The organism is Erythrobacter tepidarius (assembly GCF_002155695.1).
Taxonomy (GTDB): Bacteria; Pseudomonadota; Alphaproteobacteria; order Sphingomonadales; family Sphingomonadaceae; genus Erythrobacter; species Erythrobacter tepidarius.
In genome coordinates, this window is record NZ_MUYJ01000001.1 from 255459 (window position 1) to 279448 (window position 23990).

General features: G+C 66.9%; 21 protein-coding genes. 10 read left to right on the plus strand and 11 right to left on the minus strand.

Going from position 1 to position 23990, the window contains the following annotated elements; all coding sequences use genetic code 11:
- Positions 1-50: 50 nt before the first annotated feature.
- The 7 genes from BZF61_RS01235 to tsaD all read right to left on the minus strand — a co-directional run bounded on the left by BZF61_RS01235 (position 51) and on the right by tsaD (position 7826).
- A complete protein-coding gene (locus BZF61_RS01235; RefSeq protein ID WP_211276690.1) occupies positions 51-1268 on the minus strand; it encodes an acyl-CoA dehydrogenase in 1218 nt (405 codons plus the stop codon).
- A gap of 65 nt (positions 1269-1333) precedes the next feature.
- A complete protein-coding gene (locus tag BZF61_RS01240) occupies positions 1334-1690 on the minus strand; it encodes a response regulator (RefSeq protein ID WP_169711920.1) in 357 nt (118 codons plus the stop codon).
- 74 nt (positions 1691-1764) lie between these two features.
- The gene (locus tag BZF61_RS01245; RefSeq protein ID WP_086616803.1) at positions 1765-2289 is read right to left on the minus strand and encodes a hypothetical protein; all 525 of its coding nucleotides are present in this window, start codon (positions 2287-2289) and stop codon (positions 1765-1767) included.
- 90 nt (positions 2290-2379) lie between these two features.
- Positions 2380-4023, minus strand: coding sequence for a vWA domain-containing protein (locus BZF61_RS01250; protein ID WP_086616804.1), 1644 nt, complete (start codon positions 4021-4023; stop codon positions 2380-2382).
- 190 nt (positions 4024-4213) lie between these two features.
- A complete protein-coding gene (locus BZF61_RS01255; RefSeq protein WP_086616805.1) occupies positions 4214-5752 on the minus strand; it encodes a lipopolysaccharide biosynthesis protein in 1539 nt (512 codons plus the stop codon).
- Complete coding sequence (locus tag BZF61_RS01260) at positions 5749-6756, minus strand: NAD(P)H-dependent glycerol-3-phosphate dehydrogenase (RefSeq protein ID WP_086616806.1); 1008 nt, start codon at positions 6754-6756, stop codon at positions 5749-5751. Before BZF61_RS01260 ends, BZF61_RS01255 begins: the two co-directional genes overlap by 4 nt.
- Entirely contained in the window at positions 6753-7826 is a 1074-nt protein-coding gene (gene tsaD, locus BZF61_RS01265; protein ID WP_086616807.1) for a tRNA (adenosine(37)-N6)-threonylcarbamoyltransferase complex transferase subunit TsaD, read from the minus strand. Before tsaD ends, BZF61_RS01260 begins: the two co-directional genes overlap by 4 nt.
- Positions 7827-7870: 44 nt before the next feature.
- Here tsaD and hemC point away from each other — a divergent pair, with 44 nt between their 5' ends.
- The 3 genes from hemC to BZF61_RS01280 are packed head-to-tail and all read left to right on the plus strand — an operon-like array spanning position 7871 to position 10486.
- Positions 7871-8812 (plus strand): hydroxymethylbilane synthase, encoded by a 942-nt coding sequence (hemC, locus tag BZF61_RS01270; protein ID WP_086616808.1) that lies wholly within the window; start codon positions 7871-7873, stop codon positions 8810-8812.
- Positions 8809-9525: a uroporphyrinogen-III synthase gene (locus BZF61_RS01275; protein WP_086616809.1), complete on the plus strand. Its 717-nt coding sequence runs from the start codon at positions 8809-8811 to the stop codon at positions 9523-9525. Before hemC ends, BZF61_RS01275 begins: the two co-directional genes overlap by 4 nt.
- A gap of 49 nt (positions 9526-9574) precedes the next feature.
- The gene (locus BZF61_RS01280; RefSeq protein WP_169711921.1) at positions 9575-10486 is read left to right on the plus strand and encodes an MICOS complex subunit MIC60; all 912 of its coding nucleotides are present in this window, start codon (positions 9575-9577) and stop codon (positions 10484-10486) included.
- Between the two features lie 62 nt (positions 10487-10548).
- Here the strand turns inward: BZF61_RS01280 and BZF61_RS01285 are convergent, their stop codons facing one another.
- Positions 10549-11775: an FAD-dependent monooxygenase gene (locus BZF61_RS01285; protein WP_281251518.1), complete on the minus strand. Its 1227-nt coding sequence runs from the start codon at positions 11773-11775 to the stop codon at positions 10549-10551.
- 50 nt (positions 11776-11825) lie between these two features.
- On the opposite strand from BZF61_RS01285, the gene BZF61_RS01290 reads away from it, so the two are divergent.
- A complete protein-coding gene (locus tag BZF61_RS01290; protein WP_245804446.1) occupies positions 11826-13982 on the plus strand; it encodes a protein-disulfide reductase DsbD family protein in 2157 nt (718 codons plus the stop codon).
- Here the strand turns inward: BZF61_RS01290 and BZF61_RS01295 are convergent.
- The 3 genes from BZF61_RS01295 to uvrB are packed head-to-tail and all read right to left on the minus strand — an operon-like array spanning position 13897 to position 18223.
- Positions 13897-14472, minus strand: coding sequence for a hypothetical protein (locus BZF61_RS01295; protein ID WP_086616810.1), 576 nt, complete (start codon positions 14470-14472; stop codon positions 13897-13899). The two genes, BZF61_RS01290 and BZF61_RS01295, sit on opposite strands and share 86 nt — an antisense overlap.
- Entirely contained in the window at positions 14472-15980 is a 1509-nt protein-coding gene (locus tag BZF61_RS01300) for a S10 family peptidase (protein ID WP_086616811.1), read from the minus strand. The genes BZF61_RS01295 and BZF61_RS01300 overlap by 1 nt, the downstream gene beginning before the upstream one ends.
- A gap of 47 nt (positions 15981-16027) precedes the next feature.
- Positions 16028-18223: an excinuclease ABC subunit UvrB gene (gene uvrB / locus BZF61_RS01305; protein ID WP_086616812.1), complete on the minus strand. Its 2196-nt coding sequence runs from the start codon at positions 18221-18223 to the stop codon at positions 16028-16030.
- Positions 18224-18335: 112 nt separating this feature from the next.
- Here uvrB and BZF61_RS01310 point away from each other — a divergent pair, with 112 nt between their 5' ends.
- The 6 genes from BZF61_RS01310 to BZF61_RS01335 all read left to right on the plus strand — a co-directional run bounded on the left by BZF61_RS01310 (position 18336) and on the right by BZF61_RS01335 (position 23972).
- The gene (locus BZF61_RS01310; RefSeq protein ID WP_158094043.1) at positions 18336-18872 is read left to right on the plus strand and encodes a DUF3617 domain-containing protein; all 537 of its coding nucleotides are present in this window, start codon (positions 18336-18338) and stop codon (positions 18870-18872) included.
- 94 nt (positions 18873-18966) lie between these two features.
- Positions 18967-19812 carry an alpha/beta hydrolase gene (locus tag BZF61_RS01315; RefSeq protein ID WP_245804447.1) on the plus strand — a complete coding sequence of 282 codons (846 nt, stop codon included), beginning with the start codon at positions 18967-18969 and terminating at the stop codon, positions 19810-19812.
- A gap of 93 nt (positions 19813-19905) precedes the next feature.
- The gene (locus BZF61_RS01320; protein ID WP_086616813.1) at positions 19906-21336 is read left to right on the plus strand and encodes a circularly permuted type 2 ATP-grasp protein; all 1431 of its coding nucleotides are present in this window, start codon (positions 19906-19908) and stop codon (positions 21334-21336) included.
- Between the two features lie 18 nt (positions 21337-21354).
- Entirely contained in the window at positions 21355-22299 is a 945-nt protein-coding gene (locus BZF61_RS01325) for an alpha-E domain-containing protein (protein WP_086616814.1), read from the plus strand.
- Positions 22300-22304: 5 nt separating this feature from the next.
- Complete coding sequence (locus BZF61_RS01330) at positions 22305-23147, plus strand: transglutaminase family protein (protein ID WP_086616922.1); 843 nt, start codon at positions 22305-22307, stop codon at positions 23145-23147.
- A 78-nt stretch (positions 23148-23225) separates the two neighbouring features.
- The gene (locus tag BZF61_RS01335) at positions 23226-23972 is read left to right on the plus strand and encodes a proteasome-type protease (RefSeq protein WP_086616815.1); all 747 of its coding nucleotides are present in this window, start codon (positions 23226-23228) and stop codon (positions 23970-23972) included.
- Positions 23973-23990: the final 18 nt, after the last annotated feature.

The following is a 23990-nucleotide window of genomic DNA, read 5'->3' on the forward strand; positions in this document are numbered from 1 at the left end:
GTCCATGGATTGCTTGGTCGCTATGCTCCTCGCAATGAGGATGCCCTGCATCAAAACGCCGGGATCCCTGTGATTGCCCGGCCGAGGATCAGCGCGTGAATGTCATGCGTGCCTTCATAGGTGTTCACCGTCTCAAGGTTCACCGCGTGACGAATGACTTGATATTCTTCGGATATTCCGTTTCCACCATGCATATCGCGGGCCTGGCGGGCAATTTCCAGAGCCTTGCCGACATTGTTGCGCTTGACGATCGAGATCATGTCGGGGGCAAAGCGCCCCTCGTCCATCAGCCGGCCGACGCGCAAGCTCGCCTGCAGGCCGAGCGCAATTTCGCTCATCATGTCGGCGAGCTTCTTCTGGTAGAGCTGGGTTGCGGCCAGAGGCCGGCCGAACTGGCGGCGATCGAGGCCGTATTGGCGCGCGGCGGCAAGGCAGAATTCCGCCGCCCCCATCGCCCCCCAGCTGATGCCGTAGCGCGCGCGGTTGAGACAGCCGAACGGGCCTTTCAGGCCTTCCACGTTCGGGAGCAGCGCCGATGCGGGCACACGCACCTCGTCCATCATGATCATGCCGGTGGTCGAGGCGCGCAGCGAAATCTTGCCCTTGATCTTGGGCGCGGACAGTCCCTTCATGCCCTTGTCGAGCACGAAGCCGCGGATCGCGCCGCCATGTTCCTCGCTCTTGGCCCAGACGACGAAGACATCGGCGAAGGGCGCGTTGGAAATCCACGTCTTGCTGCCGGAGATGACATAGTCATCGCCATCCTTCTTCGCGTAGGTCTTCATCCCTGCCGGGTCGCTGCCCGCGTCAGGCTCGGTCAGGCCGAAGCAGCCGATCAGCCTGCCGGCGGCAAGGCCGGGGAGATATTTGCGGCGCTGCTCGTCCGAGCCGTAGGCATGGATCGGGTGCATCACGAGGCTCGACTGCACGCTCGCCATCGAACGGTAGCCCGAATCAACCCGCTCGATCTCGCGGGCGATCAGGCCGTAGGCGACATAGCTCGCGCCGGCGCCGCCGAATTCTTCGGGAATCGTGGCTCCGAGCAAGCCCGCTTGTCCCATCAACGGGAAAAGTTCGGGCGCGTCCAGCTCCTCGCGAAAGGCCGCGATCACCCGCGGCTGGAGTTCGGATTGCGCAAAGCCGCGGGCGGCATCGCGGATCATCCGCTCTTCTTGGGTGAGCTGGCTTTCGAGGTCGAACGGGTCTTCCCAGTTGAACGGGGCGATACCGTTCTTGGTGGGCCCGCTCGTGGGGGGTGTGCCATGCATGGCGTTGCTCCTCGCGTCTTTGGTTGCCTGTCGCCTTCGCAGGCTTGGCCGGCCAGAGCAAGGGCTCAGGCGGTCGCCAAAACGCGCCCCACCGCATCCAGCAGGATCGTGGGCGGGCAGGGTTTTGGCAGGGCCGTCGCGCGCGGGAAGCGCGCGGCGATGGCATCGCATTGCGCTGGTTCGGAATGGAGGATCACCGGCACGTTCTCGTCCAAGAGCTTCTGCGCCAATTCATAGCTCGGCCCGTCGATCAGCTCGATATCGAGAACCGCCAGATCAGGTCTTTTTTTCTGGCAGGCCAGCATCGCCGAGGAAATCCCGGCGTGCGGCCCTTCGACCTCGTAGCCGGCTTCCTCAAACGTGTCGCACAAGTCGAAGGCGGTGATGAACTCGTCTTCGGCCACCAGGATACGCACGGCCATGGACCACCTCCCCGTCCCGCGACTCCCCTAGTCGCCGAGTGTAACACGGGACGGGCGCAAAGCTTGCGCGAATATTATCCGTTCTTGCCGAATCTTTCGGCAAAGCCGGCCTCGTCGCCTGCCGCGAGCAGCCTAGCCTGTTCGATCCACCGGTCACGGGTGATGCGGCCGGCGAAGCGGCCAAGCTGGGCGTCGATGCGCGCGACATCGGCATCGGTCCAGGCGGCGATCTGGGCGTAGGAGGTGACGCCGAGTTCGCCGAGCAGCGCGACCAGCTTGGGGCCGATGCCCTTGATGCGCCCTAGATCATCGGCAGCTGCCGGAGCCGGAGCCGGGGCAGGTGCGAGAGGCGCAGCGGGCACCGGAGCCGGCGTCGGCTCCGGTGCAGGTGCAGGCCTTACCGCCGCCGGCGCTGCATCGATTAGCGCCTGATTGCGCCGCGCGCGTTCGGCGCCTTCGTCGAGCACGTCCTTGTTCAGGCTGCCGTCATCGATCACGGTGGTCTTGCGGTTGGCCTTGGTCAGCAGCCACACGGCCACCACCAACACCACCAGGCCGATCAGGATGAAGGGCAGCAAGGCATTCAGATCATTCGTCATCACGGCAAGTTGCTCCGCCACAGAATCAGTCGCGGCTGCCCTTAGCAGCCCCGAGCCCATAGCCCCAAGTCTGCCGGCTCGCGCGCGCCCTCAGCCGCCCTTCATGCTGCCGGCAAGGGCGTTGAGGCGGAGGAATTCCTGCCGCCAGAAATTGTCCTGCTTGCTGGCGAGCAGGCCGATATCGGCGTGGCTGAAGCCCATCATCAGCGCGTCGCCGCGCAGCACCTGCCCGAAGGCGGCGACGGCGGCGGCGAAGGCGAAGTCGTCAAGCGGGGCGGCGGCCGATTGGAGCGCGCAGCTGGGCACAACCTGCTCGATCAGCTTGGAGGTGTCGCTCTCGGGCAGCTTGTAGCGCAGCTTGACCGTGGCAGCCTCCGCCAGCCGCGCGGTCGCGGCCCGCGCGGGCGCGTCCTCGTATTTGCGCGGAGCGATCCAGCCCTTGCCGCCGACCGGCACCACTTCGTAGATCGCGGTGACCTGGTGGCCCGCACCGATATCTCCCGCATCGACCAGGTCATTGTCGAAATCTTCCTCGCGCAAGCTGCGGTTCTCGTAGCCCACGAGCCGGTATTGGCTGATAACGGCAGGGTTGAATTCGATTTGGATCTTCACATCCTTGGCGATGGTGAACAGAGTGCTGTTCATCTCCTCGCCCAGCACCTTCGTCGCTTCGAGCGCAGAATCGATATAGGCGTAGTTGCCGTTCCCGTGGTCGGCGATCTGTTCCATCATCGCCTCGTTGTAATTGCCCTGACCAAAGCCCAGGGTTGTCAGCGTGATGCCGCTGTCGCGCTTCTTCTCGATCAGCGCGATCAGCGCCTTGGTGTCCGATACGCCGACATTGAAATCGCCGTCGGTGGCAAGGATCACGCGGTTCACGCCGCCCTTGATGAAATTGTCCTCGGCGATGCGGTAGGCCAGTTCGATCCCTGCGCCGCCCGCGGTGGAGCCGCCCGCTTCGAGGCTTTCGAGCGCACGGCGGATTTGCGCGGTGTCATGGGTGGGTTCGAGCACCATGCCCGCAGCCCCGGCATAGACCACGATTGCGACCCTGTCTCTGGGGCCGAGCTTGTCCGCCAGCCCGGCCAGCGCGGTCTTGACCAGCGGCAGCTTGTCGGGGCTTTTCATCGACCCGGAGACATCGATCAGGAACACGAGGTTGGCCGGCGGACGCTCGGCCCTGTCGATGTCGTAACCGCGCAATCCGATGCGCAGCAGATAGGTGCCCGCATTCCACGGCGTCTTCGCCACGTCGGTCGTCACCGTGAAGGGCTGCGCGCGATCCTTGGGCCGCGGGTAATCATAGCGGAAGTAGTTGATCAGCTCCTCGGTGCGCACCGCCTCCGGCGGGGGCAGCATCCCTTGGGTCAGGAAGCGGCGGGCATTGGCATAGGCCCCGGTGTCAACATCGACACTGAAGGTGGATACCGGCTCGGCCTGAGCGAGCTTGACGGGCGAGACTTCCTTGCCGTCATACTTCTCGCGGCCCGGATCGGGGGCGATCATCACGCGCGGGGCAAGATAGGCCGCTTCGGAGGCAACCGGACCGGTGCGTGCCAACGATCCCGTGACCACGACGGCCTGCGCGGGCGCGGGAGCATAGGCAGGCGGCGGGGGCGGCGCGATGGATGGCGGCGGGGGCGGCGCCTCGGCCAGCTTCTTGGGCGCCTTGCCGGCGCAGCCCGCAAGCGCCGCGCACAGCGCCGTCGCGGCGATCAGTCTGGTTCCTCGCATCACCTTTGCTCCCCCCTTATGGCAAGGCGAAAAAATCGATTGGGGGTTGTGAATAGCGACTGAACGCGGGTTTTGTTCGCGTGCCCGCCTCCGCGGGCACGTCCCCGGTGCTGTTCCCTCGCTGCGCTACGGGCACCTGCGGGCAGGCGGTTGCCCTCGCGGCTCGTGCGTTGGCGGGCCGATAATGATCTCAGGCCGATGGCGCGTCAGGCTTGGGGACGACATTCCTGCGGAACAGCACCTTGTCGTTCTCGTCGAACCCGCGCCGCCAGATCACCAGCGCATAGGTGCCCAGCACGGCGGGAATCCCGATCAGCAGTTCAGCCCATTCGGGCAGATAGGTGAACGCCTGGCCGACCACCACCGCCGCCGCCGCCGCATGGACGAGCGCCCAGCGCCAGCTGGCGACGCGCGCCTCCAGCAGGCGGGACAGCAGCAGCGCCTTGACGAGGCTCGACGCGCCCAGCGCCAGCATCAGCGCCCCTGCCGCGCCCGCCGCCTCGTAGCCCGCACCCAGGCCGGCATTGCGCGCGGCAAGGATCAGCGCCACCGTCAGCCCGGCTTGCAGCGCGATGATCCCGACCGAGATCGCCAGATTGCGCTTGCGGGCGATATAGACCAGCACGCTTTCCGACACGACTGCCAGCGAGGCGACCACTTCGGCCGCGAGCAGAAAGGCGAGCGCGGCGGTGCCCGCGACATAGTCCGGCCCCCACAGGCCCATCACCGCCTCGCCCGGCACCCCCAGCACCAGCGCGATGCCCAGTTGCACCGCGATGATCCAGAACCCCACCTGTCGCACCTGCGCGGCGATGGCTTCCATGTTGCCGACTCGCAGGTTCCGGGTGATGACGGGCGAGAGGATCGGCTCGAAGCTGGTCTTCAATTTCTGCGGCAGCGAGGCGATCTGCTGGGCGGCATAGTAGATCCCCACCGCCTGCGGCGGCGCGAACAGGCCGAGGATGAAGATATCGAGCAGCCGCGTGCCGCGCTCGATCGCGTCCGCGCCGACAATCGGGAAGGCGCGGCCCGACATCGCCAGCATGGCGCGGGCCTGCGGTCGCCAGCCCATGGGCCGGCCATAGGTGCGCAGGAACGGCCACAAGGCCGTCAGCAGCCCGGCATAGATCGAGGCGATGAAGGCCAGCGCCAGACCCGCATCGCGCGTGCCCGGCAGGTAGAAGAACACGCCTGCCGCAATCGAGATCGTCCACGGCTCGACCACCGCCCGCGTGCGCACCGTGGTGGCAATGTCGAAGCGATAGGCCTGGGCAGCGAGCAGGATCTCGGTGACGGCAAAGGCGGGGATGGTGGCGACCAGCCAGATGTCCCAATCCGAGTTCATCCCGTTGGGGAACATCGGTTCGGGGAAGACCAGCAGCACCGCCGCCGCGACCGCCGAATAGAGCAGCGCCAGAAGGATGCCATCGTAAACAAGATTCGTTTCCGCCGCCCGGTCATCGCCCGCGCCTTCGGACAGGCGCTGGGCAAGGCCACGCTTCTCGCCGAGCGAGCAGATCAGCGCGACGATCTCGATCAGCACCAGCGCCGAAGCGAAGCGTCCGAGCGCCTGCGCGCCGTAAAGCCGGGTGGCGATGACAAGGAAGGGGATACGCGCGATCAGGCGCACCACGAACCCCATGGTGTTGGTGCGTCCGCCCTTGGCGAGGGTGGCGAGATCTGCGCCGCTTCGGTCAGCGGCGGATGGTGCGGCGGGGGGCGTGCTCACGCCGGCAAATCCTTGGCATCGCTCTCGCTCTCGGCGCGCAGCGGGCGGGCGAGCAGTTCGGCCACCACCTGCTTCGCATTCGCGCCGCTCAGAATGGCGTTCACCGCCGCAACGATCGGCATGGGAATGCTGCGCCTGACGGCCAGTTCGGCGAGCACCGGCGCGGTGAAGGCACCTTCGGCCACGGTCCGGCGGTCAGCCATCAGCGCGGCGGGATCGCTCCCCTGGCCAAGCGCCTTGCCGAGCGAGAAATTGCGGCTCGAGGGGGACGAGCACGTCAGCACCAGATCGCCGAGGCCGCACAGGCCTGCAAGCGTTTCGCCCTGCGCCCCCAGCGCCTCGCCGAAGCGTAGCATCTCGGCATAGCCCCGCGCGATCAGCGCCGCGCGGGCGTTCTGGCCGAGTTCGAGACCCTCGACCACCCCGCAGGCAATCGCCAGCACGTTCTTGACCGCGCCGCCGATCTCCGCGCCCGTGACATCGTCGGAGTAATAGGGCCGGAACGCGGGCCGCGCGATGGCGGGGACGAGGCGTTCCCACTGGGCCGCGCCGCCACCGCAGGCGAGGGTGACGGCGGTCGGCAGGCCCGCGGCCACTTCATGCGCGAAGGTCGGCCCCGAAAGGACGGCGATCTCGCTTTGCGGCGAGGCCTCGCGGGCGACGTCGTTCATCAGCCTGCCCGTGCCCGCCTCGATCCCCTTCGAGCACAGCACCAGATCGCGCGGCGGGCGGTTAAGCCCCGCCAGCACCTTGCCCAGCACCTGCGCGGGCGTCACCACCAGCACGGTGTCGATCGCCGCCAAATCGGCGAGATCGCCGGTGGCGCGGATGCTTGGCGCAAGGCGCGCCGAGGGCAGATAGAGCGGGTTGCGACCTTCGGTGTTGATCGCCGTGACGACTTCGGGCTCGTAGGCCCACAGGATGACATCGCGCCCGTCCGAGGCGATCATCTGCGCCAGGGCCGTGCCCCATGCGCCTGCGCCGATCACGCCAACCCTGTTCATGCCTTGTACCCCGCGCCGCGCACCGCCTCGGCCGCCGGATCGAGCGGCCAGCGCGGGCGCGCGGCGATATCGAGCGGGTCGCCGGTGAAATCCGCACCTTCGAGCGCCATGCGCTCGCAGCCCGCCCAGGCGATCATCGCGGCATTGTCGGTGCACAGCATCAGCGGCGGGGCGGAAAAGCGCATCGCGTGGGCTTTGGCAAAGGCTTCCAGTGCGGTGCGAACCGCCTTGTTGGCCGCCACCCCGCCGGCCACCACCAGCGCGGGGAACGGCCCCGCGGCCTCGAGCGCGTGTTCGAGCCGGTCGATCAGGCATTCGACCGCCGCCTGCTGGAAGCTCGCGGCGATATCGGCCGGCGTGTGTTGGCCGCTCTCGAGCGCGCGCAGCACCGCGCTCTTGAGCCCTGCGAAGGAAAAATGCGGCTCGCGCGAGCCCTTCAGCGGGCGGGGCAGCGGCACGGCCTGCGGGTTGCCTTCCAGCGCCAGCCGTTCGACCTGAGGGCCGCCGGGATAGCCGAGCCGCAACAGCTTGGCGGTCTTGTCGAAGGCTTCCCCCAGCGCATCGTCGATGGTGGTTGCGAGGCGGCGGTAGCGCCCCACGCCTTCGACGCTGAGGATCTGGCAGTGCCCGCCGGAGACCAGCAGCAGCAGATAGGGAAAGGCCAGGCTGCGATCTGCCAGCCGGGGCGAGAGCGCGTGGCCTTCGAGGTGGTTGATCGCCAGCAGCGGCTTGTCCGACGCCATTGCCAGCGCCTTGGCGCTGACGAGGCCCACCATCACCCCGCCGATCAGCCCCGGTCCGGCGGTGGCGGCAATCGCATCGACGCCATCCAGACCCACGCCCGCCTCGCCCATCACCCGTTCGAGCATCGGCGCGAGCCGTTCGGCGTGGGCGCGCGCGGCGATCTCGGGAACAACCCCGCCATAGGGCGCGTGTTCGGCCTCCTGGCTGGCGATCGCCTGCGCAACAATCGTCCCGTCGCCGCGCACCAGCGCGACGGCGGTCTCGTCGCAGCTCGACTCGATGCCGAGGACGAGGCGCGTGTCAGGAGTGTGCGTCGGCAATCCCATGCGGCTTCCATCTAGTCCTTGCGCGGGCTAGAGCAAGCACAGCTATGAACCACGCATCCCATTTGGCGCCCCGCCTGCGGCTCGGCACCCGCAATTCACCGCTGGCGATGGCGCAGGCCCGCGAGGCCCGCGCCCGCCTGTGCGCTGCCCACGGCTGGGCCGAGGAGGCGGTCGAGATTGTCCCGGTGCTGGCAAGCGGCGACAAGGTGCTCGACCGGCCGCTGGCCGAGATCGGCGGCAAGGCGCTGTGGACCAAGGAGCTTGATCAATGGCTGGGCGAGGCTCGCATCGACCTTTCGGTGCATTCGGCCAAGGATGTCGAGACGCTCCGTCCAGGTGCGTTCCACTTTGCAGCCTGCCTCCCGCGCGCCGACCGGCGTGATTGTCTGATCGGGGCAAAAAGCATCGCCGCCATTCCGCCGGCTGCGCGCGTCGGCACCAGTGCCCCGCGGCGTGCGGCGCAGCTGCTCAACTTGCGGCCCGACTGCAAGATCGTGACTTTCCGCGGCAATGTCGCCACCCGGCTGAGGAAGCTGGCGGAGGGCGAGGCCGATGTGACCTTTCTTGCCGCCGCGGGGCTGGAGCGGCTCGAGCAGAGCGGGGTCGGCCACCCGCTCGGTGAGGATGAATGGATTCCGGCCGCCGCGCAGGGCGTGATCGCGGTCGAATGCCGTGCCGATGATGCGGCGACAACGGCGCTGCTCGCCGCGATCGACGATGCGCCGACCCGCGCCGAACTGGAAGCCGAACGCGCGCTGCTCGCTGCACTGGGCGGGACGTGCCATTCGCCGGTTGCGGTGCTGTGCCGCTGGTCGGATGATGCGCTGGCCTTGCGCGCCGCGCTGTTCAGCCCCGACGGGGCCGAGCGGGTCGAGGGCAGCGCCACCTTCGCTCCGGGCGATGAAACGGCGGTGCGCGCACTTGCTGCCGATCTGCTGGCACGCGCCACGCCGGGCATCGCCCCGCATTTCTGCAAGGCGGGATGAGCTTTCATCTGCTTGCCTTGCGGCCCGAACCCGGCCTCGCGGCGACGCTGGAGAAAGCCCGCGCCATGGGCCTTGCGATCACCGGCTCAGCGCTGTCGGCGATCCGCCCCGTGGCGTGGGACTGCCCCGATCCGGCGCGTTATGATGGCCTCTTGATCGGCAGCGCCAATGCATTGCTGCACGGCGGCGAAAACCTTGCGCGGTTTGCGGACAAACCGGTTTACGCCGTAGGCCGAGCCACCGCCGAGGCCGCGCGTGCGCGGGGCTTTACCGTGGCGCTGACCGGCAGCGGCGGCCTTCAGGGCGTGCTCGACACCATCGCGGCTCCCTGCCACCTGCTGCGCATCGCGGGCGAGGAGCACCTGCCACTCGCGCCCCCTGGGGGCATTACCTTCGACACCGTGATCGCCTATCGCAGCGTCACGCTGCCGCTCGATCCAGTCGCCCCGCTGCTGGCATCGGGAGAGGTGCTGGCGCTGCTCCATTCCGGTGCCAGCGCGCGTCACTTTGCTGCCGAGTGCGCGCGGCTCGGCCTTGTCCGTTCCACCATTGCGTTGGCCGCGCTGGCCCCGCGGATCGCGGTCGCGGCGGGCGAGGGCTGGGGCGCTGTCCATATTGCCGCCCGGCCCGACGAGGACGCCTTGTTGGCATTGGCGTTAGATCTGTGCCAGAAGGGGCGGGCCACTCCCGCTCGCCCAGCCGGACAGCCGTAAGACATCGCCGGCACGGCAAGGACAACAAGGGTCGCAAGAACGGATCGCGATGGAATCGAAGTTCGGAAGCCGCCGCAAACCAGCCTCCGGCCGGGGCATCATGTGGGTCGCCATCGCCGCCTTCATCGCCGGCGGCGGGCTGGTGGGCTGGGTTGTGCGGTACAATCTCCAGCCCGAACATGCCGCAGGCCCGCGTTCCGGTATCGAAGCGGTGGCCGGCGCGGGCAAGAACCCCGATGCCGCGCTGTCGCCCTCGCCCAGCCCATCGGGGCAAGCGGTCGCCAACGCCAAGACCGTGCAAGCGGTCGAACGTGTCGCCGAACAGCAGGGCGGGTTCGACCAGCGCCTTGCCGCTGCCGAACAGCGCCTCACCCAGCTCGATCTCCAGGCCCAGGCAGCCGCCGGCAATGCCGCGCGCGCCGAAAGCCTGCTGATCGCCTTCGCGACCCGCCGCGCGGTCGAACGCGGGGCCGAGCTTGGCTATCTCGCCGACCAGCTGCGCCTGCGCTTCGGCGACCAGTGGCCCAATGCGGTCAGCACGATCATCGAATTCTCGCGCGATCCGGTGCGGCTCGATGCTCTGGTGGCGCGGCTGGAGGGTCTGGGTCCGCAACTGCGCGAAAGCAACGGCGGCCCGTCATGGGCTGCGTTCAAACGCGAGCTTTCGCAGCTCTTCGTGTTCCGCCGCGAAAGCACCCCTTCACCGCAGCCCGAACGCCGGCTGGAGCGGGCGCGCTGGGCGCTGGAACAGGGCCGCTACCAGAACGCGATCGACGAGGTGAAGGGGATGCCCGGTGCCGACAAGGCCGCGGCATGGATCAGGGATGCCGAACGCTATCGCAAGGCGATGGAAGCCCTTGAAGTGATCGAAACCGCTGCCGTGCTCGACCAGCGCGGTTTGCGCGACGGCGCGGGCAATCCCGTGCGGCAACTCAACAGCCCGCTGATCGTGGCGAACTAGGGCGCTTTGTCGGGCTGAGGCGCTGGCGAAGGCGGCACGCAAACAAACGCACGCAAAAAAAACTAGGCCTTGAGCAATTCCGGCAGATCGCCCGAAACGCCTCGGGCCTCGTCCATGAAGAACTGCTTGAGCAGCGGGGTGCGCTGCACCGCGCCCATGCCGAGCCGGCGCACCGCGCTTGCGGTCTTGCCCGGCACGCCGAACAGACGGGTGAGGCCGTCGGTGGCGAGGGCCACCATGAAGCTGTCGAGCCCGCGCCACGCCTCGTAACGCTTGAGCAGTTCCGGATCGCCCGGATCAAGCCCGAGCCTTGCGCCATCCGCGAGCACCTCCACCAGCGCGCCGACATCGCGCAGGCCGAGGTTGAGGCCCTGTCCCGCAATCGGGTGGATGCCGTGCGCGCTATCACCGACCAGCGCGAGGCGCTCGGCGGTGATCTTGGCGGTATGGTGGAAACCGAGCGGATAGCTTGAACGCTGGCCGACGCTCAGCACCCGGCCCAGCACCCCGCCGGTGCGCTTTTCCACCTCGGCCAGAAAAGCGCGGTCGCCGAGCTTCATCACCGCCGCCCCGTCCTTTTCCGACACCGTCCAAACCAATGATGAGCGGTGGGCGCCCTTGGCATCGTCGTTCATCGGCAGCAGCGCGAAGGGCCCGGCGGGGTAGAAGATTTCCCAAGCGACATTGTCGTGCGGCTTCTCGTGGGTCAGCCCGGCGATGATCGCGCGGTGGTGGTAATCCCACTTGGCAATGGTGATGCCGGCCCAATCACGGGTGGGCGATTGGCGGCCTTCGGCGGCGATCATCAGCCGGCCCTTGAGCTTGGTGTCGTCCGCCAGCACGGCGGTCACGCCATGATCGCTGCGCTGGCGCGCGGTGACGCTGGCCTTGGCGACCCAGTGGATCAGCGGCTCCTTCGCCGCCGCCTCGAACAGTGCGAGGCGCAGGCGGCGGTTGGGGAACATCCGGCCCAGCGTGCCATCATCGGGGCCGGGGACGAAATCGAGCCGCCCAGGCCTGTTCTGGTCGGTAACCGCGATCGCGGCGATATCGCAGGCGAATGCCTCGAGCCCCGCGGCGATCCCGATATTCTCGAACAGGTGCCAGCTGGCGGTGGAGATTGCGGTGGCGCGATCATCGAAGCCTTCGGCGGTGAGTTCGGCCGGATCGGCGCGGTCGATCACGTGGGACGACAAGCCCTTTTTCGCCGCCGCCAGCGCCAGCGTCATGCCGACGAGGCCGCCGCCGAGGATCACCAGATCGCGCGTTTCGTGTGGGGGCTGTGTCACCGCTTCGGCTCCGATTGCGAAGTTACCCTTGCGAGCCTAGAGGGTTGGCCGTGTTGCGCGCAAGAACCTTCCCGCTCCCGATCCGATACTTCGCTGCATTGTGGCTTGCTCTCCTCGCAAGCGTGATGCTGGCGGGCCAGGCCCATGCCCGGCCGGCCGAGCGCAAGGCGCTCTACGGTGACGAGAATATCGAGGTGGAGCTGTTCATCGATCCGGCGCCGGTGAAGGGCACGCAAATGCTGGCGCTGCGCTTTACGCCCAAGTCGCCCGAATGGCACGGCTACTGGTCGAACCCGGGTGATGCGGGGCAGGGGATGCGCCTCACGCTCGATCTGCCGCCGGGTTGGGAGGCGGGCGATCCGCTCTATCCCGTGCCGCAGCGGCTCACCATCAGCGGGCTGATGAACCACATCTACGAAGGGCAGTATGTGGTGCTGGTGCCGGTGAAGCTGCCCGCAGGCGCGGATGGCGCGCGCGCGCCGCCGATCACCGGCCATGTCGAATATCTCGCCTGCACCGACCAGATCTGCGTGCCGCAGGACGCGCTGCTGGCCTCGCGCCCCGGCGGCGACTTCGCGCGCTGGCGGGCGAGCGTTGCGCCGCTGCTCGATGCCAGGTCGCGCTTTGCGATCGCGGGCGCGACGCTCAGGCTGGCGATCCCGCTGCCGAGCGGTGTGGGTCTGCGCGATGCGCACGTCTTTGTCGGTGAAAAACGCATCACCCAATCCGCCGATGTCGATTTTGCGGCGCCTCAGGTTTTTCGGCGGACGGGCGATCTGCTGGTCGTCGAGATCCCGCTCAAGTCGCTGCCAGCACTGCCGGCAGGGGTCGCAGCGCCGCCCTTCGCGCCGCCGATGCAGGTGACCGGAATCCTGGCGTTCGGGGACGGAGCCGGGGTGCGCTTTGCCGCTGTGCCCGGCGCGGTTCCCACCGGCGGCGAGGTGATTGCCGGGCCGCAGACGCCACCCATCCCGCCGTGGTGGACGCTGGTGCTCGGCGCGCTCTTGGGCGGAGTGCTGCTCAACATCATGCCCTGCGTGTTTCCGATCCTCAGCCTCAAGGCGCTCTCTCTCGCCCGCGCGGGCGAGAGCGAGGCAAAGGCGCGGGCCGAGGGCCTGGCCTATACCGCAGGCGTGATGCTTGCCTGCATCGCACTCGGCGGGGTGATGTTGGCGCTGCGCGCGGCGGGAGAGCAGGTCGGCTGGGCGTTCCAGTTGCAGGAACCGGGCGTCGTCGTCGCGCTGCTGGTGCTGGCCGCCGCGATCGCCGCCAACCTCGCCGGACTGTTCGAACTGCCCTCGATCTCGGTCGGCCTGGGGGGCGAGCGCGCCGGGGCCTTTGCCACCGGATTGCTCGCCGCCTTCGTCGCGACGCCGTGCACGGGTCCGTTCATGGCGGCGGCGCTCGGCGCAGCCCTGCTGCTGCCGACTGCGCCGGCGTTGCTGCTGTTCGCAGTGCTCGGCCTTGGTCTGGCGCTGCCGTTCCTGCTGCTCGGCTTCGTCCCGCCCCTGCGGCGGATGCTCCCCAAGCCCGGTGCATGGATGGAGCGGTTCCGGCGGCTCATGGCGGTCCCAATGGGGTTGACCGCACTCGCGCTGGTGTGGCTGACGGTGCAACTGGGCGGGCGGCCATTTGCTCTGGTGGCTTTGGTGCTGGTCATCGGCGTGCTGATCGCCCTGTGGGTGGTGGGGCGCTTGCAGCAGGCGGGCAAGCTGGCGTGGCCCGCCTTCGGCCTCGTCGCCGCGCCCTTCCTCGCCTTTGCCCTCATCGCGCTGCCCAATGTCTACGAGGCCAAGGGGGGCGAGACCAAGCAGAGCATCCACTCCCCGCGCGCCTTCAGCCGCGAGGCGCTCGCCCAGGCGCGGGCCTCGGGCCGGCCGGTGTTCTTGTGGTTCACCGCCGATTGGTGCGTCACCTGCAAGGTCAACGAGACCACCGCGATCGAGCGCGCGAGCGTGCGCGATGCCTTCGAGCAGGCGGGCGTGATCACCATGGTGGGCGACTGGACGGTGCGTGACGAGGCCATCACCGCCTTCCTTACCGAACAGGGCGCGGCGGGGGTGCCGCTCTATCTGTGGTATGCGCCCGGAGCCTCGGCACCCGAGCAATTGCCACAGGTGCTCACGCCGGAGCTGCTGGAGACGCGGGCACAGGCGTCTCGGGCTGCCCCCGGCACGCTTCCACCAGCTGCATCGGCAGCGGGCTAGGGTTGAGCTTCACCAGCCCGGCGCCGGGCACGGTGACAGTGGCCTCGCGCAAGGGCGTCAGAGCCTCCCATTCCGGGCGGGCGGCCGGCACCGCGCCCTGCCACACCAGCTGGCCGCGCACGCGGGTCGCATCGACCGGGAAACGTCCGATCCTGCCATTGCCGATCAACGCCAGCAGCGCGCCGGCGCCGCGATCGGCCGGGGCATGACGGGTGATCCGCAATTGCGCCTCGGGGGTGCCCGCGCCCTCGCATTGCAGCGCCAGCAGCACCGGCTCGCCCGGAACGCCATAGACCAGCCGCAGCGGCCCGCCGCTTGCGACCCAGACGGCATTGGCGGTGTCGGGGGAGTCGATTGGTTGCGATGGTCTGGGCAGCAGCGGCAGATTGGCGGCCTGCGCGCTGCCGACATCGGCGGGAGCAGGCTTGCACGCCGGCAATGCCAGCACCGCGCAGAGCATCAGCATTGCGGCAAGGCGCGCAGTCGGCATCAGCGCGCCCTGATGAAGTTGCGCAGATCGGCCGAGAGCTTCGCCCGATCCTCGTCGCGGACATACATCATGTGGCCCGCCTCATAATATTTCCAGGTAATCCGCTCCTGCGGGATGCCGCTGCGCTTGAGCGAATATTCGGCGCCGAAGAAGGGTGTGGCGAAATCGTAATAGCCCTGCGCGTTGAACAGGCGCAGCTGGCTGTTCTGGCGCATCGCCTGCCCAATCAGCGGGGCGATGTTGAGATAGGCCTGCCGCCCCCAGCCGCTGCCGAGCGACCAGTCCCACTGCCCGCCGACATTGCCGATCGACTGGTACTGCCGGTCGGTCTTGTAGCCCAGCGTCTCGCGCGCCCACTGATTGATCGCGGCGGTATAGCCCGCGTCGATGCCGTAGAAGCTCGGATCATCGTCGGGCGTTTCGCCCGCGTTGTCGAAGTCCTTGCCGGTGTAGCGCGCGTCGAGCCGCCCGATGGTGAGGCCGCGGTCGCGCAGCAGCTCCTTGTAGAAGCGCTGGTCGGTGACGCGCAGATCGGCCTGTTCGAGATAGGTCTCCGACAGGCCGGTGAGGCGCGCGAGTTCGCGGCGCACGCTGGCGCGTTCCCCGGCGGGCAGTTCCTGCCCCTTGAGCAGCGCGGTGGCATAGGGTCCGATGGCAAAGCGCCGCGCTTCCTCGACGATCGCCTCGACCGAGGGGGCCTCGACCTTGCCGTGGTAATAGGCGGCGGCCGCCATGCTGGGCAGCGTGACGACATAGGCCAACTCGTTTCCAGGGGTCGGCTCGCGCCCGGCGAAATCGAGAATGGTGGAAATGAGGATCAGCCCGTTGAGGCCGACATCATTGTAGGTGCCGCCCTCAAGCTCGTCCACCACCATTGCAGTCCGGCTGGTGCCGTAGCTTTCCCCGCCGAGATATTTGGGACTGCCCCAGCGGCCATTATCGTTGATCCAGCGCCGGATCACCTGCGCGACGGCGCGGGCATCCTGCCTGAGACCGTAATATTTCTTGGGATCGGTGCCCTGCGTCAGATAGCTGAAGCCGGTGCCGGGCGGATCGATGAAGACGAGATCGGCGACATCGAGCAGGCTGTCGGGGTTGTCGCGCAACGGATAGGGCGGCGCGCCATCATCCTTGGCGTCCGAGGGTATCGCCACGCGCTTCGGCCCGAAGGCCCCCATCTGCAACCACACCGAGCCTGAACCCGGCCCGCCGTTATACATGAAGAACACCGGGCGGGTGGGGTCCACCGGGGTCTTCACATAGGAGGTGGTGACGATCACCGCCTCGGCCTTGCCCGCTTCGTCACTCAGGATCGTGTCGGCGATCGTGGCGCGATAGGTGATGCGCTGCCCGCCGAAGGTGCCGACAAGGTCTCGACTGCGGATCTGCGGCTCGGGCGCGGGCGCAGGCTTTGCGCTTTCGGCCTTGGGCGCGTCCTGCGCGATGGTGGGAGCGGTAAGAGCGAGGGTGCTGACAGCGGCCAGCGCGGCGAGAAGTCTTGCGTTCATGGGATGAGCGAATTGGCAGGGTTGGGGGTGCGGTTCAAGGGGCGCGCCTAGGGCTTCCCACCCATTCGCTTGTAGCGTGTCTTGCCATAGCGCGTCTTGCGCGTCCCCGGCTTGCCTTCGTTGCTGCGCCCCACAAGCGGTGCGCGTTTCTGGCTGTCCGGCAATCCGAGTTCGTCCGCCTCCAGCCGCCGGATCTCGTCGCGCAGCCGTCCGGCTTCCTCGAATTCGAGGTTCGCCGCCGCCTCGCGCATCCGCTTTTCGAGGTCTTCGATGTAGCTGCGCAAGTTGTGCCCGACGAGATTGTTGCGTTCGTCGTCGCCCGTGTCGACCAGCACGCTATCCTGCGCCGCGGTGTGGGCCACGATGTCGTGGATGTCGCGCTTGATCGTCTGCGGCGTGATCCCGTGCGCTTCGTTGAACGCCCGCTGCTTGGCCCGGCGGCGTTCGGTTTCGGCCAGCGCACGTTCGATCGAGCCGGTGATACGGTCGGCGTAGAGGATCACCCGGCCATCGACGTTGCGCGCGGCGCGGCCGATGGTCTGGATCAGCGAGGTCTCGGACCGCAGGAAACCTTCCTTGTCGGCATCGAGAATGCACACCAGCCCGCATTCGGGAATGTCGAGACCCTCGCGCAGCAGGTTGATTCCGACCAGCACGTCATAGACGCCGAGTCTCAGGTCGCGGATCAGCTCGATGCGCTCCAATGTCTCGATATCGGAATGCATGTAGCGCACGCGCACGCCGGCCTCGTGCATGAATTCGGTAAGGTCTTCGGCCATGCGCTTGGTGAGCGTGGTCACCAGGGTGCGGTAGCCCAAGGCGGCGGTCGCCTTGCACTCGGTGATGCAATCCTGCACCTGATCTTCGACCGGGCGGATTTCGACTGGCGGGTCAATCAACCCGGTGGGGCGGATCACCTGTTCGGCAAAGACCCCGCCGGTCTGCTCCATTTCCCAGCTGCCGGGGGTGGCCGAGACCGCGACGGTCTGCGGGCGCATCGCGTCCCATTCGTTGAAGCGCAAGGGGCGGTTGTCGATGCAGGAGGGCAGGCGGAAGCCATATTCGGCCAGCGTCAGCTTGCGGCGGTGGTCTCCGCGCGCCATCGCCCCGATTTGGGGGATCGTCTGGTGGCTTTCATCGACGAACAGCAGCGCGTTTTCAGGCAGGTATTCGAACAAGGTCGGCGGCGGTTCGCCGGGAAGCCGCCCGGTGAGGAAGCGGCTGTAATTCTCGATCCCCGCGCAGGAGCCGGTTGCCGCGATCATCTCGAGGTCGAAATTGGTGCGCTGTTCGAGCCGCTGCCGCTCCAGCAGCTTGCCTTCCGCCTCCAGCTCCTTGAGCCGCTCCTCCAGCTCGAACCTGATCGCCGCCATCGCCTGCTTCATCGTCGGCCCCGGCGTGACATAGTGCGAATTGGCATAGACCCGCACCTTCTCCAGCGTCGCCCCCCTGGTCCCGGTGAGCGGATCGAATTCGCTGATCGCCTCGATCTCGTCGCCGAAAAAGCTAACCCGCCAGGCTATGTCCTCATAGTGCGAGGGGAAGATTTCGAGGCTGTCGCCGCGCACGCGGAAGCAGCCGCGGGTGAAGGCCGCATCGTTGCGCTTGTATTGCAGCGCGACGAGCTTGCGGATCAGCTCGCGCTGGTCGACGCTTTCGCCCACCTTGATATCGAAGATCATCGCCGAATAGGTTTCGACCGAGCCGATGCCGTAGAGGCAGGAGACCGAGGCGACGATAATCACGTCATCGCGTTCGAGCAGCGCGCGGGTGGCCGAGTGGCGCATCCGGTCGATCGCCTCGTTCACGCTCGATTCCTTCTCGATATAGGTGTCCGAGCGCGGGACGTAGGCTTCGGGCTGGTAGTAGTCGTAATAGCTGACGAAATATTCGACCGCGTTTTCGGGAAAGAAGCTCTTGAATTCGCCATAGAGCTGCGCAGCGAGGATCTTGTTGGGGGCAAGGATCAGCGCCGGGCGTTGGAGCGTCTCGATCACCTTGGCCATGGTGAAGGTCTTGCCCGAGCCCGTCACCCCCAGCAGCACCTGCGTCTTCTCGCCTCTGCGCGCGCCTTCGACCAGTTCGGCAATCGCGTTCGGCTGGTCGCCCGCCGGCGCATAGTCGGACACCAGCTTGAAGGGGATGCCGCCCATCGACTTTTCGGGCCGCCGGGGGCGGTGCGGGGTGAAGTCGGCACCCGTTTCGGGCTCGTCCAGTCCGCGGCGGATCACGAGTTCGGCCATGGAGGCTTGTATGGGGAACAAAGCAGGCACGTGCAAGCCGGGCGCTGTTTTTCCTGCCATGTTCCGGCACGAATGCTGCTATGGCAGGGCAAAGGCAGCAGGAGAGACGGACATGAAGCGCATCACCATCATCGCGAACCTCGGGGCGGTTTTGCTGGCGGGCTGTTCGGGCGGCGGGAATGCCGATGCCGACGGCAATGGCGAAGTCAGCATGAAGGAAGCCGCCCGGCAGGCCGAGGCTGAAGGGCTGAAGCCCGAGCCGGGCCAGTACAAGGCCGTGATCACCATGACCGGTATGGAAATCCCCGGATTGCCGCCCGAAATGAAGGGTCACGGCGCGGGGCTGACCACCACCACCGACTATTGCCTCACCCAGGACGATGTCGACAAGGGCTTCGAGGAAATGATGAAGCGCGGCCAGAACGGTGAGTGCGCCTATGAACGCTTCAACCTCAAGGACGGCAAGATGGACGCGGTGATGGTTTGCAAGACCGCCGAAGGCGATGCGCGCATGGCGATGGACGGCACCGTCACTCCCACCAGTTCGGAATTCACCGCAACAATGGCAATGCAACTGCCGGATAGGGCCGAGGGGACAATGAGCTTCACCGCCAAGCATGAACGTGTCGGCGACTGTCCGGCCAGATGATCCTGCCGGCACCCCGCGCCGGGAAATATGTCGGAATTGTTGCAAGCGTTACAATTAATTGAAGATTCATGGCGGATCTGGCTTGCTAAGGGCCATGATTCAGCCTCGCATCGCTCTGGAACGTCCCCGACTGCCGGCTCCCTTGCTGGGGGCGGCGGCGAGCGTGGGCACGCAGGTGCGACAGGCCTATGTCGCCTCCGGCCTTGCACGGCGCGTGGCGCTGGCGCGTGAGGTCATCCCGCAGGAGCGCGAGGCCGGCAAGCCGCGGTTGGGGCGACTGCTGGGCGAGGCGCAGGCGCTGCTGGAGCCGGTTCGCCGTCCGCGCCGAAAGCTCGACATTCCCGCCACCAGCAATCCGCAGATGGTGATGATCCTGCCCGGCTTTGCCACCCATCCGGTACGGATGCGCTATCTCGCGCACCAGCTCGAAGCGGCCGGTCACAGCACCAAGCGCTGGGGATTGGGCTTCAACTGGGGTCCGGATGAGGAGAAGTTCCAGTTTCTCGAGCTGCGGCTGGCCGATCTGCATGCCCGCCATGGCCGCCCGGTGGTGCTGCTTGGCTGGAGTCTTGGCGGTCTGTTCGCGCGCGAGCTGGCCAAGCGCCAGCCTGATGCCGTGGCCAAAGTCATCACCATGGGATCGCCCTTCAGCGGCTCGCCGCGCGCCAACAACGTGTGGCGCGCCTACCAGTTCATCACCGGCCATTCGGTCGATGCGCCGCCGATTGCCGCCGATCTTGCGGCCAAGCCGCCGGTCGAAACCGTGGCGCTGTGGAGCGCCAATGATGGCGTGATCGCCCCGCGCTGCGCTGCCGGGCGTCCGGGCGAGCGTGACCGCGCGATCGCCCTGCGCTGCACCCATATCGGCTTCACCTATGATCCGCAGGTGATAATGACCGTGCTGGCCGAGCTTGAATCCACCCGGCGACACGCGCCTTGAGCGCAAAGATGTTACGTCATCCCGCGCAACCGCTTTCCTTTTGCAAAACCCCCGTTAATTGTTGTCTTGCACCCAAGGGCCATGCGGGGGTCAATGAGCGCTGGAAGCGGCAGTTTCGATGAGATGTTCGACGGCAGTGGCCAGACGCGGCCCGCCTATGCCGAATATTGCCGCTGGTTCGACGAGCAGCCGGGCGAATTCCTCAAGCGCAAGAACCGCGAGGCCGATGACACCTTCCGCCGCACCGGCATCACCTTCAACGTCTATGGCGAGAACGAGGCGGAAGAGCGCCTGATCCCGTTCGACATGGTGCCGCGGATCATCACCGCCAGCGAATGGCGCCGCCTGTCGCGCGGGATCGAGCAGCGGGTGCGGGCGCTCAATTCCTTCCTCTACGACCTCTATCACCGCCAGGAGATCGTGCGCGCAGGCCGTCTTCCCGAACGCCTGCTGCGCACCAATGATGCCTGGCTTGCCAACATGGTCGGCTTCACCCCGCCGGGCGGGATCTACACCCATATCGTCGGGATCGATCTGGTGCGCACCGGGCCGGACGACTTCTTCGTGCTGGAGGACAATGCCCGCACGCCTTCGGGGGTCTCCTACATGCTGGAGAACCGCGAGACGATGATGGCGATGTTCCCCGATCTGTTCAGCCGGATCGCGGTGGAAAGCGTGTCGAACTATCCTCGCCGCCTTGCGCGCAGTCTTGCCGCCTGCGTTCCGCCCGCGTTCGGCGGAGGCAAGCCGGTGGTCGCGGTGCTGACGCCGGGGATCTACAATTCGGCCTATTTCGAGCACGCCTTTCTGGCCGACCAGATGGGCGCCGAGCTGGTCGAGGGGAGCGATCTGCGCGTGGTGGAAGGCCGCGTGCAGATGCGCACCACCCGCGGCTACAAGCCGATCGATGTGCTCTATCGCCGGGTCGATGACGATTTCCTCGATCCGCTGACCTTCAACCCCGATAGCGTGCTCGGCGTTCCGGGAATCATGGACGTTTACCGCTCGGGCGGGATCACCATCGCCAACGCGCCGGGCACCGGGATCGCCGACGACAAGGCGATCTATTCCTTCATGCCCGAGATCGTCGAGTTCTACACCGGCGAAAAGCCGCTGCTGCCCAATGTGCAGACTTGGCGCTGCGCCGATCCCGACAGCCTCGCCTATGTGCTCGACAATCTCGCCGAGCTGGTGGTGAAGGAAGTCCATGGTTCGGGCGGCTACGGGATGCTGATCGGCCCGACTTCCTCGAAGCGCGAGATCGCCGCCTTCCGCGCCAAGCTGGTCGCCAAGCCCGAAAACTACATCGCCCAGCCCACGCTCGCGCTCTCAACCTGCCCGATCTACACCGCCAAGGGCCTCGCTCCGCGCCATGTCGACCTCAGGCCCTTCGTGCTGGTCAACCCTGAGGGGATCGACATCACCCCGGGCGGCCTTACCCGCGTGGCGCTGAAGAAGGGATCGCTGGTGGTCAACTCAAGCCAAGGGGGCGGCACCAAGGATACCTGGGTGCTCAAGGACTAGGATGGGGAGCAGCGCACCATGCTAGGCCGCACCGCCAACAGCCTGTTCTGGATGTTCCGCTACCTCGAGCGGGCCGAGAACACCGCGCGCCTGCTCGAGGCGGCGCTGCGCATGGCGCTGACCCGCGACATCGTTGCTGCCGAGGCCGAATGGCGTTCGGTGATCGCCACGCTCGGGCTGCAGATGCCCTATGAGGCTGTGAATGACGGCTATGACGGGATGGCGGTGTGGAATTTCGTGCTGCGCGGGGCATCCAATCCCGGCAATGTCCGCTCTATGTTCGGCGCGGTGCGGGCGAATGCGCGGGCGGCGCGGATCAACATCTCCTCGGACGTGTGGGAGGCCGTCAACGAGAGCTGGATGAAGCTCGACAAGATGCTCGCGCGCCCCGTCGGTCCGACGATGGTGGGCGAGGTGCTGCTGGCGATCCGCCGGGCGGGCACGCAGGTGCACGGCGCCTTCGACGGCTCGATGCTGCGCGATGAGGGCTATCACTTCAGCCGCGCGGGCACCTTCATCGAGCGCGCGGATTCCACCACGCGCATTCTCGACATGAAGTATTTCCTGCTGCTGCCCTCGCTCGCCTATGTCGGGTCGAGCCTTGATACCGGGCAGTGGGAGCAGGTGCTGCGTTCGGTCGCCGGGGCGCGGGTCTATTCCTGGCTCAACGCCGGTCAGATCGAGGCGCGCGGGATCGTCGAGTTTCTGGTGCTTGACGAGCGCTTCCCGCGCAGTCTTGCCTTTTGCCGCAACGCCCTGCGCGAGAACCTCGCGGCGCTGGCCCGGATGCACGGGGCCGAGGGGCGCTCGAACGCCCTGATGCGCGATGTCGATACCCGCCTCGGCAATCTCACGGTCGATCAGATTTTCGAGCAGGGGCTGCACGAATTCCTCGTCGATTTCCTTGCCCGCAATGCTGCCATCGCCGAGGCGATTGCCGAAGACTACCGGTTCCTTGCATGAGCACGATGACCCTCGCCATCCGCCACACCACGCACTACGCCTTCGGCGAGCCGGTGATGCACGCGCTCCAGCGGCTGCGGCTGACCCCCAAGGAAACACAGGGCCAGCGGGTCATCGCGTGGCGGATGATTTTCGACAATGCCCATGCCGAGCTTGAATATGACGACCAGCACTTCAACCATGTCACGCTGATCGGGGTCGAGCCTGGCGCGCGCGAGGTGACGGTGACCTGCGAGGGGATCGTCGAGACCGAGGACAATGCCGGCGTGATCGGGCGCCATTCGGGCCATCTGCCGCTGTGGAGTTTCCTGCGCCAGACCCCGCTCACGCGCCCGGGGCCGAAACTGCGCGCCCTGTTGCGCGAGATGCCAGGGGCGGCACGGGACACGCCGCTCGATTTCCTTCACGCGCTCTCAGGCCGGATCCGCGAACGCATCGTCTACGAGGCCGGGCGCACCCATCCGGCCACCACCGCCGAGGAGGCTGTGGCGCACGGCTGCGGCGTGTGTCAGGATCATGCGCATATCTTCATCGGCGCGGCGCGGGCGAGCGGGATTCCGGCGCGCTATGTCAGCGGCTACCTGATGATGAACGACCGGATCGAACAGGAGGCGACCCACGCTTGGGCCGAGGCCCATGTCGAGGGGCTGGGCTGGGTCGGTTTCGATGTCTCGAACGGCATCTGCCCCGATCCGCGCTATGTCCGCGTCGCCACCGGGAGCGACTACCGCGACGCTGCGCCGGTGACGGGGATCAGCTTCGGCGGGATGGACGAGGTGCTGCGGGTCGGGGTTGCGGTCGCGCAGCACACGCCGGAGCCTCAAGGTCAGGGCCAGACCAGCCAGTAAGCCCGTGCTTTGCCTGCGCAGCGCTTTGCGCTAGGGCGAGGCTCTTGCAGCGAGCGTGCGGGGTGGAGACAGACCGAGATGACCTATTGCGTTGGCATGGTGCTGGACCGTGGCCTCGTGCTGATGAGCGACACGCGCACCAATTCGGGCGTCGATAACATCTCCACCTTCCGCAAGCTGTTCCACTGGAGCGTTCCGGGAGAGCGCATCATCGCGGTGATGACCGCGGGCAACCTTGCCACCACCCAGGCCGTCATCAGCCAGCTGGAAGAACGCACCAAGGCCCCCTCCGAGCGCGAGAACACGCTGCTTATGGGGCCAACCATGTTCCGGGTGGCGACCGAGGTCGGACGGCTCCTGCGCACCACCATTGAAACGGTGCAGACGGATAACGGCGAGATCGGCAAGGGGCGGTTCACCGCCACCATGATCGTCGCCGGGCAGATCGCTGGAATGCAGCCGCGGCTGTTCCTGGTCTATCCCGAAGGCAATTTCATCGAGGCGAGCTGGGATACGCCGTTTTTCCAGATCGGCGAGACCAAGTATGGTCGCCCCATCCTGATCCGCGGCTATGACCGGGCGATGAGCTTCGAGGATGCGGTGAAGCTGCTCATGGTCAGCTTCGATTCCACCCTCAAGGCAAATCTCTCGGTCGGCCTGCCGCTCGATCTGCTGGTGATCGGCAAGGACGGCTTTGCCCCCACCCACGAACATCGCGTGACCGCCGATGATCCCTATTTCGCCAAGATTTCCTCGGGCTGGGGCGATGCGCTGCGTTCGGCTTTCCAGTCGCTGCCACCCTATAGTTTCGATAGCGCGGATTGAGCGACGGGCCACATCTAG